The 12,209-nt window shown below is 59.3% G+C and carries 10 protein-coding genes; 5 read left to right on the top strand and 5 right to left on the bottom strand.

Translation table 11 applies throughout. The features are described 5' to 3' along the window. Window positions 1-26: 26 nt before the first annotated feature. The 4 genes from ACR0DY_RS13445 to ACR0DY_RS13430 all read right to left on the bottom strand — a co-directional run bounded on the left by ACR0DY_RS13445 (window position 27) and on the right by ACR0DY_RS13430 (window position 3,391). The gene (locus tag ACR0DY_RS13445) at window positions 27-527 is read right to left on the bottom strand and encodes a bactofilin family protein (RefSeq protein WP_209596778.1); all 501 of its coding nucleotides are present in this window, start codon (window positions 525-527) and stop codon (window positions 27-29) included. Beyond that, window positions 517-1,848 (bottom strand): DUF5930 domain-containing protein, encoded by a 1,332-nt coding sequence (locus tag ACR0DY_RS13440; RefSeq protein WP_209503613.1) that lies wholly within the window; start codon window positions 1,846-1,848, stop codon window positions 517-519. The genes ACR0DY_RS13445 and ACR0DY_RS13440 overlap by 11 nt, the downstream gene beginning before the upstream one ends. 173 nt (window positions 1,849-2,021) lie before the next feature. Continuing rightward, complete coding sequence (locus tag ACR0DY_RS13435; RefSeq protein WP_480481647.1) at window positions 2,022-2,840, bottom strand: ferritin-like domain-containing protein; 819 nt, start codon at window positions 2,838-2,840, stop codon at window positions 2,022-2,024. Between the two features lie 89 nt (window positions 2,841-2,929). Continuing rightward, on the bottom strand, window positions 2,930-3,391 hold the full coding sequence (locus tag ACR0DY_RS13430) for a peroxiredoxin (RefSeq protein ID WP_480480442.1): 462 nt from the start codon (window positions 3,389-3,391) through the stop codon (window positions 2,930-2,932). A 68-nt stretch (window positions 3,392-3,459) separates the two neighbouring features. Here ACR0DY_RS13430 and ACR0DY_RS13425 point away from each other — a divergent pair, with 68 nt between their 5' ends. The 4 genes from ACR0DY_RS13425 (at window position 3,460) to ACR0DY_RS13410 (ending at window position 10,006) form a co-directional block, all read left to right on the top strand. Further along, window positions 3,460-6,843, top strand: a complete 3,384-nt coding sequence (locus ACR0DY_RS13425) for a YhdP family protein (protein ID WP_480545425.1) — start codon at window positions 3,460-3,462, stop codon at window positions 6,841-6,843. A gap of 42 nt (window positions 6,844-6,885) precedes the next feature. Next, window positions 6,886-7,935 carry a tRNA preQ1(34) S-adenosylmethionine ribosyltransferase-isomerase QueA gene (gene queA / locus ACR0DY_RS13420; RefSeq protein ID WP_480545427.1) on the top strand — a complete coding sequence of 350 codons (1,050 nt, stop codon included), beginning with the start codon at window positions 6,886-6,888 and terminating at the stop codon, window positions 7,933-7,935. Between the two features lie 108 nt (window positions 7,936-8,043). Then, the gene (locus ACR0DY_RS13415; protein WP_480485322.1) at window positions 8,044-9,321 is read left to right on the top strand and encodes an MFS transporter; all 1,278 of its coding nucleotides are present in this window, start codon (window positions 8,044-8,046) and stop codon (window positions 9,319-9,321) included. A 109-nt stretch (window positions 9,322-9,430) separates the two neighbouring features. Then, the gene (locus tag ACR0DY_RS13410) at window positions 9,431-10,006 is read left to right on the top strand and encodes a DUF924 family protein (protein WP_267364025.1); all 576 of its coding nucleotides are present in this window, start codon (window positions 9,431-9,433) and stop codon (window positions 10,004-10,006) included. Between the two features lie 38 nt (window positions 10,007-10,044). On the opposite strand, the gene ACR0DY_RS13405 is transcribed toward ACR0DY_RS13410, so the two are convergent. Next, entirely contained in the window at window positions 10,045-10,479 is a 435-nt protein-coding gene (locus ACR0DY_RS13405; RefSeq protein ID WP_480545429.1) for a hypothetical protein, read from the bottom strand. A 215-nt stretch (window positions 10,480-10,694) separates the two neighbouring features. Here ACR0DY_RS13405 and lpdA point away from each other — a divergent pair, with 215 nt between their 5' ends. After that, the gene (gene lpdA / locus ACR0DY_RS13400) at window positions 10,695-12,089 is read left to right on the top strand and encodes a dihydrolipoyl dehydrogenase (protein ID WP_480545431.1); all 1,395 of its coding nucleotides are present in this window, start codon (window positions 10,695-10,697) and stop codon (window positions 12,087-12,089) included. Window positions 12,090-12,209 lie beyond the last annotated feature (120 nt).

The following is a 12,209-nucleotide window of genomic DNA, read 5'->3' as shown; positions in this document are numbered from 1 at the left end:
GCGCCCTGACATGAAGTGCAGTCTGCTTACTGTTTGACTTCTGCCGCCGGGTTCGATCCGGCTTTGGCGCTGCGGCCGGGGTTCAGGGGATCGTCCTGACGCTGAACCGAGCCTTCGAAATGCGCGCCGCTTTCAATGGCGATGGTCTTGTGGATGATGTCACCTTCGACACGGGCGGTCGAGGTCAGGCGAACCTTGAGACCACGCACGCGGCCAACGATGCGACCGTTGATCACAACGTCATCTGCGGTGACTTCGCCCTTGATCGTTGCCGATTCACCAATGGTCAGCAGATGGGCGCGAATGTCGCCTTCGACAGTGCCTTCCACCTGAATGTCACCGCTGGTCTTGATGTTGCCGGTGATGTGCAGATCCGAGGACAGGACCGAGGCCGGCGGCTTGGGCTTGGGTGCCATTGCAGGTTTCGCGTCAGCCGGAGCAGGGGCCGCTGGGGTCGCCGGAGCGGCAGGTTTGGCCGCCTCAGGTGCTTTGGGTGCGGGCTCGTTGATTTTGCTTTTAGAAAACATTTTTCGCAGCCTTGATGTAAGTCATTGGGTTTACGGGATTTCCGTTCACGCGCACCTCATAGTGCAGATGCGTGCCGGTGGACCGTCCGGTGCTACCCATATCAGCAATATGATCCCCGCGCGAGACCCTTTGGCCGACCTTTACGTTGATCTTGGTGTTATGAGCATAAAGTGTCTCAATTCCGAACGCGTGCTTGATTTTCACAAGGCGTCCGAAGCCTGATTGCCAGCCGGCATGCGTGACCACACCATCAGCGGTCGCGAATATATCGGTGCCTTGCGGTCCCGCAAAATCGACACCGTTATGCTGCCGACGACCACCGGACTTGGGGTCACGCCGGTTGCCGTAGCCACTGGTGAAACGCACGGCAGAATGTACGGGATTGGCGAAGGGGGCCTTTTCCGCAGCAATCCGGTACAGGTTCAGCTGATCCATCTGGCGCAGCAACGTGTTTGCGCGGACTTCTTCGGGCGAAAGCTCGTCTTCTTCGCCGCGTGTGCTAAGGGATAAAGGGGTCAGCGGACCGCCCATACCGCTATATCCGCGCCGGACCTCTTCGATGATGCGATCGGTGGGCATTCCGGCCTGACGGAACATCTTGTCCAGAGGTTCGACCGAGATGACCATCGCCTCTTCCAGCTGGCGGAAGATTTCGTCGCTGCGTTCCTGCATCAGACGGATTTCAAGTTCCAGATCGTCCCGCTGTTCCAGCGCGTCCTGCGCGTTGGAGGCGATCAGATCGCGTTCTTTGGCGGTCCGCGCCAAGGCGTCGGTCATGAAGGCCATCTGTACCGGGGCGCTGGAAACCGCGGCATACATATCAGAGCCGCTGGTGTCCTGTTTCAATTGGGCCAGCTCTGAGCGCGCCTCTTCTCGCTGTTTCATCGTGGCGCGCAATGTTGTCTGGATAACTTCGATACCTGTCTCAAGCTCGCGGCGACGGTTTTCCGAGGCCAGCAGTTCCGACTGCATCGCGGAAATCTGGTCCAGCGCGGCATTGAACCGGTCCTGAGCGGCCAGTGCTTCATGTGCGCGGGAATCGCGTTCTGCCGACAGGGTGTTCAGGCGTTCCTGATAGATGGCTTGATCGCGCTTTGCCTGTTCCCGGAAATTCCCGGCCCCGATGCTGTCCATCAACAGTATGGCTGTCGCAACCGCTGTCCATCCGACCATGACGGCAACTCCGGCCACTGCGACCACCTGAGTTTCCGAACTGAGCCGGATAAACCTTGTGTCCTTGTCGGATTTCAGAAAGACCCGGCGTTCCGGGAAATGCCGCTCAAGCAGTGAGTGCAGTTTTATTGTCAGACGTGTTCGCACGCGCCCTACCTTTCATCCCCAAGATCGGAACCGGTCGTGAGTGCCTGCCGTCCCTTGGGCCGATTGCATAAAGCGGCAGCGGCGTTCGGGCAAGTTTGTTGACCAATCAGGTGCAAATGGCGCTGAAATCCCGCAAAGATCGGCGAGATTTTGCCGAAAATAACGCAAAAGTGTCAGTTCGAGAGGTCTCCGGGCGCAGGCAGGTCTTCGGTCAGGGGCCAGTAGAAATCGGGGGGCAACCCGGCCTCGGCCCGTTTTTTTTCGTTGAAGGGGGGCTTGAGAACACCGTGGAAGTACCGCCGGACCAGCGCGTGAAACACATCCTTGGGGTCGGCGTTTTCCCGGCCACACAGGAAGTGGAACCATTTTGAGCCGTAAGCGACGTGGCCGACCTCTTCGGCATAGATCACTTCGAGCGCGGCGATGGCCTGTTCGGCCTTGGCCTTGCGGAATATCTCGATCATGCCGGGCGTCACGTCCAGCCCGCGCGCCTCAAGCACCATGGGCACAACGGCCAGCCGCCCCATCAGATCTTCGGCAGTATCCTCGGCAGCGCGCCACATGCCAGCATGGGCGGGCAGGGCGCCGTAGTGGCTGCCCATCTGTTCCAGACAATCGCAAACCATCTCGAAATGGCGCGATTCCTCTTCGGCGCATTTCACCCAGTCATCGTAGAACCCGATGGGCATGGGTACATGGCCAAAACGCGCGATGATGTCCCAGTGCAGATCGACGGCGTTCAGCTCGATATGGGCAACCGCGTGCAGCAGGGCAATGCGCCCGGCTTCGGTACCCGGTTTCCGTTTGGGTACCTCACGCGGGGACAACAGCTCGGGCTTGTCCGGGCGCGCGGGGGACAGGGGCGGTGATGCGGTGCCGATCTCGATGGGTTCACCCTCGGCCTTGCGGGAGGCAAACCACGCGGCGGCATGGGCTTTGGACAGGGCGGTTTTGGCCCGCCCGTCCGCTGTTGTCAGAACCTCTGTCGCCATCTGTGTCAGTGTTTTGGGCACCGGGTCGCTCCGCCTTTGGCATGTCAGCGCGGGTGATAGACCGGATGGCGCGGCAGGTCGAGGGGGGCTTAGATCGCCTTCACCGCTTCCAGCACCTCATCCACATGGCCGGGCACCTTGACCTTGCGCCAGACCTTGGCAATGCGTCCTTCGCTATCAATGACAAAGGTCGATCGCTCGATCCCCATCGATTTCCGGCCATACATGTTCTTTTCAACCCATACGCCATAGTCCTCGCAGACGGTCGAGCCTTCGTCCGACAAGAGCGGAGTGGTCAACCCGTGTTTGGCGACAAACTTGTCATGCTTGGCGACGCTGTCCCGCGAAATGCCGAAAACGTGAGCCCCTGCCTCGGTAAACGCCTGAAGCTGCTCTGAGAAACCGATGGATTCCTTGGTGCAGCCCGGCGTATCATCACGGGGATAGAAGAACAAAACCACGGTGCCACCGCGCAACGCCGAAAGCGTCACCTCGCCACCGCCGTCGCGCGGCAAAGTGAAGTCGGGGGCGATGTCTGAAACGTCGGGCATTGGAAACTCCGCTAAAGGTTTTTAAAGGCTGCCCTTCATCATAGGGCAACGCGTGCGGGTTGGAAGGCGTGGATAGCAAATTGAAGCAGCACGAAGACGACGAAGCAAAGCCGGGCAAGCCTGTGCGCCGTCGGTCGCGCCGCCGCACCGCTGGTCTGTGGGCCATGCGTGGGGCCATCGTGCTGGTGCTTCTGGCGATGTTCACCGGTTTCATGGTCGTGGGGCAGAGGATGCACGCACCTGTGTGGCTGCGCGACAGGGTCGAAGCCCGGCTGGAACGGGCGCTGGGCGGGCTGCAAATCCGGTTTGGAGACGTCAGTTTCATCATCCACGAAGGCTGGCGCCCCCGTCTGCGGCTGACCGATGTTGCCATCAGTGACGCCGCAGGCCAGCAGATTGCGCAGGTATCCGATATGCGCGCCAGCCTGGCCATGCGTCCCTTGCTGCGCGGTCAGGTCCGGCCCAAGCGCATCATTCTGAGTGGCGCGCAGATCGCCATGACCCGCGATCAGGACGGGGCGCTGACCCTGACCGTGGGATCGGGCAGCGCGCCGGTGCAGGAAGCGCCGGACCTTGCACAGCTGATCGAGGGATCGGACGAGGTCTTTCAGTCTCCGCTCCTGTCGGCGCTGACCTCGGTCGAACTAGATGCGATTACGCTGGATTACCGCGACCTGCGGCAGGGGCGGTCGTGGGTTCTGGACGGTGGGCATATTCAGGCGAACCGCAGTGACAACGAAGTGCGGCTTGCGACCGGGTTTTCGGTTCTGGCCGGGCGGGACTATGTCAGCAGTATCGAAGCCAACTATACCAGCGTGCTGGGCACGCCTGCCGCCAGCTTTGGCATCTCGGTCACCGATCTTCCGGCCGAAGACATAGCAGGCCAAAGCCCGGCCCTTGCCTGGTTGCAGGTTCTACGCGCACCGATTTCAGGGGCTTTGCGGGGCAGTGTCGATGAGAACGGGGCCACAGGAACCGTGTTCGCAACCCTCAATCTGGGGGCCGGGGCGGTGCAGCCCAACCCGGAAACGCGCCCGGTTCCTTTCGAATCTGCTCGCACGTATTTCACCTATGACCCGAAAGCCCAGATGCTGGACTTCAATGAGGTATCGGTGGTGTCGGCCTGGGGCACAGTTCAGGCCGACGGAAAGGCGTTTCTGCAAGGGGCTGAGGACGGTGTGCTGGACAGTCTGGAGACGCAGTTGCGCTTGTCCGGGATCAATGTGAACCCGGCAAATCTTTTCCCGGAGCCGATTCAGCTGTCGCGTGCCAGCGTGGATTTCAAGATGGCGTTCAACCCGTTCCAGTTGCGCCTTGGCCAGATGACCATCGAGGATCCGGGTCATACCGTGCGCGCCTTCGGGGTTTTGCACGGTCGTCCCGATGGCTGGGCTGTGGCGCTGGATGCCCATCTGGATCAGATGAGCTCGGACAATGTTCTGAGTTACTGGCCCGAGCGTCTGGCGCCGAAGCCACGGGAATGGGTGACGGAAAACCTCTATCAGGGGGTTTTGTCGGACATGGATTTCGCCCTGCGTCTGGAGCCCGGTTCCAAACCGGACCTGTATCTTGATTTCGGGTTCGAGCAAGCCAAGGTCCGCTTTGCCAAGACCCTGCCGCCAATCGAAGATGCACAAGGTCAGGCCAGTCTGATCGACAGCCGGTTTACGGTCACCGCGCAGCAGGGGGTGGTGGTCGCCGATGACGGGGGAAGTGTGGATGCCGCGGGGACGTCCTTCATCATACCTGACACGGATATCAAGAAATCCGCACCCGGCATCGCGCGTATTCAGGCAAGGGGCAGCGTGACCTCTGCGTTGTCGCTGCTGGACCGACCACCGCTGGAATTGCTGAGCAAGGCCGGGTTGCCCGTTGACGTTGCCAAAGGCACGGTTGCGTTGACCGGAACGCTGTCCCTGCCGTTGATAAAAGAACTAAAGTTTCAGGATACCGAATTTCACTTCAACGGAACGTTGGCCAATCTGTCCAGTGACCGTCTGGTACCGGGATTTTCTGTAAGTGCCCCGATGCTGGATATTTCCGGCAATCAGTCGGGTGTTCAGATTCAGGGGCTGGGTCAGTTCGGCGATGTTCCGCTAGAAGCACTTTGGCAGCAGCCTATTGACGGCGAAACCGAACAGCGCAGCACCTTGACCGGCCAGATCGAACTGTCCCCGCGTCTGATGGATGAGATCAGGGCCGGCCTGCCGCCGGGGATGCTGACGGGCAAAGGGGTTGCCGATATTACACTGGGCCTGGGCGCTGGGGCACCTCCGAAACTGTCTGTTGCTTCGGACCTTCAGGGCGTGGCGCTAGCTATCCCTGAACTCGGCTGGCGCAAGGCGGCGAACACCAAAGGATCGCTGACTGCCGACGCGACGTTGGGCGCGCAGCTGAAAGTGGACGACCTGCGGATCAACGCAGCGGGACTGCGCACAACCGCATCCATTTCTTTTCACGAAAACGGTGAATATGACCGTGTCCAGTTCAGCTCGTTCGATCTGGGGGACTGGCTGGCGGTTCCGGCGGAACTGATCGGGCGGGGGGCTGCTGTCCCGGATATCCGCGTCTTAGGCGGTGTGCTGAACATGGGGCGTGCAAACTTCGGGGAAAGCGGCGGATCGGGCGGAGGCGGAGGTGCCGGACCAAAACTGGACGTGACATTGGACCGTCTTCAGGTCACCGAAACTGTTGCGCTGACAGGTTTCCGGGGTGCGTTCCAGACGACCGGTGGCGTAAATGGCACTTTCACAGCGCGGGTGAACGGCGGAGCGGCTGTTGCCGGTCAAGTGACCCCGCGGGGAAATCGAAGCGCCGTTGACCTGACGTCGAAAGACGCGGGGGCCGTTTTGCGATCAGCCGGGGTTCTGACACAGGCGCGCGGCGGTGATCTGGACCTCAAGCTTGAACCGGTGGCTGCGCCCGGCAGTTACGACGTGATCCTGAAGATCGTTAATACCCGGATCACCGATGCCCCGGCCATGGCCGCGATCCTGAACGCGATCAGCCTTGTTGGTCTGCTGGACGAGATGGCCGGGCAGGGGATCTTCTTTTCGGCGATTGACAGCCGCATGAGGATATCGCCCACCGACATCAAAGTGCTGAGTGGCAGCGCTGTTGGCCCGTCAATGGGGCTTTCGTTTGATGGAACAATCGACACCGTGAACAGCCTGCTGAACCTGCGGGGGGCGATTTCACCGATTTACCTTCTCAATGCCGTTGGCAGCGTGTTTACCCGCAAGGGCGAAGGTGTCATCGGATTCAACTACACGCTGACCGGGCCGATATCCTCGCCCAAAGTCGCGGTGAACCCTCTGTCCGGTCTGGCGCCCTTGTTTTTGCGTGATCTGTTGCGTCAGCCTGCGCCAAAGGTCTCGGACGGCCCCAATGCTGCGCCGGTGGAACCTGACGAGCCGAAACCGACATTTGGCTCTCCTCCCAGTGACCGCTGACGGGATATGGCCGAATCTTTTGCGGGGTTGTAAGGCGCGGTCATGAAGCTCAGCGATTTTGATTTCGACCTGCCCGACGACCTGATTGCCACGCGGCCTGCCTGCCCGCGATCCTCTGCGCGCCTGCTTGTGGCGCAGGGGGGTGGTACAGTGGACAGCCACGTGTTCGATCTGCCCGATTTCCTGCGTCCGGGTGACCGGCTGGTGTTGAACGACACACGCGTTATCCCGGCGCGTCTGAACGGGCGGCGCCACAGGGACAGCGCGCAAGGCCCGGTTTCCGCCGGGGTCGAGGCCACTCTGCTGGATCCGCAGGCCGATGGCACCTGGTCTGCGCTCATCAAGCCGCTGAAGAAAGTGAAGCCGGGGGAAGAGATCGTGTTTTCGGCCGATCTGAGCGCGACGCTGGATCGGGCGGAAGACGGGCAGGCCTTTTTGCGCTTCAATCTTAGCGGAGAAGATTTCGACAAGGCGCTGGATCAGGCCGGTGCGATGCCGTTGCCGCCCTATATCGCCGCCAAACGTCCGGCGGATGAGCAGGACAAGACGGATTATCAGACCATCTGGGCCCGCAGGTCCGGTGCGGTGGCAGCCCCGACCGCCTCGTTGCATTTTGACGATGCCCTGATGCAGGCTTTGTCGGACCGGGGTGTCGCCGTCACACATGTGACCCTGCATGTCGGCGCCGGAACCTTTTTGCCGGTCAAGGTCGAGGATGTGACAACCCACAAGATGCATGCCGAATGGGGGCAGGTCAGCGCCGAGGCTGTTGCCGAGATACAAGCCACCAAAGCTGCGGGCGGGCGTGTCATCCCGGTGGGCACCACCGCCCTGCGCCTGATCGAAAGTGCTGCGCGTTCGGGCACGATCAAACCGTGGGAAGGTGAAACCGATATCTTCATCTATCCCGGTTTCCGGTTTCACGTTACCGATGCGCTGATGACAAATTTTCATCTGCCGAAATCCACGTTGTTGATGCTGGTTTCGGCGTTGATGGGTCAGGACCGGATGCGCGAGGTTTACGCCCATGCCATCGCGCAGAAATACCGGTTCTTTTCTTATGGCGATGCGTCGCTTTTGATCCCCGGATAGGCGCGCATACGGCATCACCGACAGGGAATGTCGTAGACAAGCGCGATGGAAGCGGTCTTTGATCGCAGAACAAAACTCAAACCAGCTTGGCACCTATCGGAGGCCCAAATGATTCAGGTTCTGTCCAGCGCATGGGCATTGTTGCTCGGCATGGGGTTGCTGATGGTCGGAAACGGCCTTCAGGGCACGATCCTGGGTGTTCGCGGACAGCTTGAGGGGTTTTCAACTCTTGAGATGTCTTTTGTAATGTCAGCATATTTTGTTGGTTTTCTGGGTGGTTCACGGCTTGCGCCCGAGATGATCCGGCGTGTTGGTCATGTGCGGGTCTTTGCGGCGCTGGCGTCTTTCATTTCGGCCGTGATGATCATGTATCCGATGCTGGCAGACCCGATTGCCTGGGTTCTGGGGCGCGTGGTGATCGGGTTCTGTTTCTCGGGTGTTTACGTCACTGCGGAAAGCTGGCTCAACAACGCAGCAAATAACGAAAATCGCGGGCAGGCCCTGTCGCTTTACATGATCGTTCAGATGTTGGGTATCATCGGCGCGCAGGGCCTTTTCCTGTTGGGCGACCCGGCCGGGTACGAAACATTCGTGATCGCCTCGATCCTTGTTTCGGTTTCTTTCGCACCGATTTTGCTGTCGATCTCACCAACTCCGGCGTTCGATACCACCAAGCCGATGACGCTGCGGGAGTTGATGAAAAGCTCTCCGCTGGGGTGTGTCGGCATGTTCCTGCTGGGGGGCGTGTTCTCGGCGCAGTTCGGGATGTCGGCGGTTTATGGGGCTCAGGCCGGATTGTCCTTGGTTGAAATCTCGGCATTTGTGGCGGCGTTCTATGTTGGGGCAATTGTCCTGCAATACCCGCTGGGCTGGTTTTCCGACCGGATGGACAGGCGTTTCCTGATCCTGTTGGTTGCGGCAACCGGGGCAGTTGGCGCCGTCAGTGGTATGCTTTATGGCTTTTCCTTCGAAATCCTCCTGGCGTCTGCTTTTGTGATCGGCGGAATGACCAACCCTTTGTATTCATTGCTGATTGCGCACACCAACGATTTTCTGGAATACGAGGATATGGCCGCGGCATCCGGTGGTCTGATCTTCATCAACGGCCTTGGGGCAATTACCGGACCCGTTATCACAGGCTGGCTGATGGGTGACGCAGTCTTTGGCCCGCCGGGCTTTTTCCTGATCATTGCCGTGTTGCTTGTCGCATTGGCCGCCTATTCGGTTTACCGGATGACCCAGCGTGCAGCAGTTCCTGTTGATGAAACCGGCACCATGTCTACGCTTTATCCCACTGCATCGCCCGTTGCATTCGAGGTTGCACAGGAAGTTGCCATTGAGGCGGCAGAAGCAGAGTTCGAAGAAGGTGCGCGCGAAACCGCTTGAGACACGGAATTATGTCGTTTGTGTTGCAATATGTTACTGTAACAGTTCTGTAAAAGGGACTTAAATGACGTTACGTCTGGGGCGCGGGCAATTGACGGAGTTTAAGGCAATGGTAACGCCTGAAGAAGTATTGAGTTTTTGGTTAGATGAAGTTGGCCCTAAGGGTTGGTATCTTGAGGATGAGGCGCTGGATGCAGACATTCGGGCGCGGTTTCAGCCAACTTGGGAAGCGGCGGCAGCGGGCCGGTTTTCGCTCTGGTTGACTTACCCCAGCGGGGCGCTGGCCTATATCATCCTGACAGATCAGTTCCCACGTAACATGTTCCGGGGGGAGGCGCGTGCCTTCTCGACTGATCGTGCGGCATTGGCGGCAGCAAAATGCGCAGTCGACAAAGGCTGGGACAAGAAGATCGACGAACCGGCCAGACAGTTCTTTTACCTGCCCATGATGCACTCGGAAAACCTGTGCGATCAGGAACGCTGTGTGCGTCTGATCTGCCAAAACATGAGCAGCGACGCAAGCAACCTGCTGCACGCCAGAGCGCATCGCGAGGTGATCCGCAAGTTTGGTCGTTTCCCGTATCGGAACGCAGCGTTGTCCCGCAGCTCGACCCCGCACGAAACTGCTTATGTCGATATGGGCGGGTACGGGACAACCGTGCGCGAACTACAGGCAACGGGCTAAGCGCTAAACCGCAACCGCGCTTTGGCCGCGGCTGCGCTTTATGACTTAGGCGTGCATCCCCTTAATGCCAGAACGCGTTCCGCTGCGATATCGGCACCGGTTTGGATCGCCTGCGCAATCAGCACTTCTGGCGTGTCAGCAAGTTCCGAAATCCGCTCCTGAACCGTTTGCAGCTTCTGTTCTGCTGCATTCAGGCGGCCCAGCGTTGCCTGGAGGTTTTGCGCGGCTTGGCTGTCTGCCAACGTGTCTTGCTGTGAAATCGCCGTCAAATCAGTCCGCAGCGCCGCAAGCTCGTCCCGAATGCCCTTCGCCTCATCCCGGATGGGGGTCACGGCCTGAACCGTTTGCGAGACTTCAGCAGTGATGCTTTCGGCTTTCGACGCCAGTTTCCAGCCCAGAAACAGGCACAGCGCAACAAGTATCAATGTGGCGTTGAGCAGGGCAAGCAGCAGATCTTTCAGAGTTTTGGCCATGGTCAGCCCCTTGAATGGGTTGAGAAAAGAGTAGGTCCGACCGGTGTCGGCGTTTCTTTTCTAGCCATTGCATGGCCCGGGGTATAGGCTGAAATCCGCAAGTTCAGGCATCGCTTACCCTGCGTCCTATTTGTCGCGGGACGGGTATATTGATGCGTTCCGAATAATAGTTTAATGGTAAACTAAATTTTCAACTCCTGCGCCGAGAGGAACACATGGCTGCACAATCCTATGATCTGATCGTAATCGGGGCTGGCCCCGGCGGCTATGTCGCTGCAATCCGCGCAGCCCAGCTGGGCTTGAAAACCGCGGTTGTCGAGCGCGAGCATTTGGGGGGGATCTGCCTGAACTGGGGCTGTATTCCCACCAAGGCGCTGTTGCGGTCGTCCGAAGTGTTCCATCTGATGGAGCGCGCCAAGGATTTCGGTCTGAAAGCCGAAAAGATCGGATATGATCTGGACGCGGTGGTCAAACGATCCCGTGGCGTGGCCGCGCAGCTGTCAGGAGGCATTGGCCATCTGCTGAAGAAGAACAAGGTTGCCGTTGTGATGGGTCAGGCCACGATCCCTGCAAAAGGCAAGGTCAGCGTCAAGACCGACAAAGGCACCGAGGAACTGACCGCCAAGAACATCATTCTCGCAACCGGGGCACGGGCGCGGGAACTGCCGGGCCTTGAAGCTGACGGCGATCTGGTCTGGACCTACAAGCACGCGCTGCAACCGCCGCGGATGCCGAAAAAACTGCTCGTCATCGGGTCTGGTGCAATCGGCATCGAGTTTGCCAGCTTCTACAATACGCTGGGCGCAGACACCACAGTTGTCGAGGTGATGGACCGGGTGTTGCCGGTCGAAGACGCCGAAATCAGCGCATTGGCCAAGAAGGCGTTCACCAAACAGGGCATGACCATCATGGAAAAAGCCATGGTCAAGCAGCTGGACCGTGGCAAGGGGAAAGTGACCGCGCATATCGAGGTAAAGGGCAAGGTCGAGAAACAAGAGTTCGACACAGTGATCTCGGCTGTCGGGATCGTTGGCAATATCGAAAACCTTGGTCTGGAACCTCTGGGCGTCAAGATCGACCGGACACATGTGGTTACGGACGCGTATTGCCGCACCGGGGTTGAGGGCCTTTATGCGATCGGTGACATCGCAGGCGCGCCCTGGCTTGCACATAAAGCAAGCCACGAAGGTGTCATGGTCGCGGACCTCATCGCGGGTCAACATGCGCACCCGGTCAAACCCGAAAGCATCGCAGGATGCACCTATTGCCAGCCTCAGGTTGCCTCGGTTGGATATACCGAAGCAAAAGCCAAAGAGCTGGGTTACGACATCAAAGTCGGCCGTTTCCCCTTTATCGGCAATGGCAAGGCCATCGCTTTGGGTGAGCCTGACGGGCTGATCAAAACCGTGTTCGATGCCAAAACAGGCGAGTTGCTGGGCGCCCACATGATCGGTGCCGAAGTTACCGAACTGATTCAGGGTTACGTGGTCGGTCGCCAGCTGGAGACAACGGAAGAAGACCTGATGAACACTGTCTTCCCGCACCCGACACTGTCAGAGATGATGCACGAAAGTGTGCTGGATGCCTATGGCCGCGTGATCCATATGTAAGACCGGCGTATTTGCCCCGGCCGGGTGGGGGGCTCTGCCCCCGCCGCGCGTGCCGCGCGCCTCCCCCGGGATATTTTGGGCCAGATGAAGCAGGAATCCATTATTCAAGATCGGAAGAGC

This window comes from Ruegeria sp. O6 (genome assembly GCF_056535045.1).
Note: the sequence above shows the minus strand (reverse complement) of the source record. Positions and strands in the feature narration are given on the sequence as shown.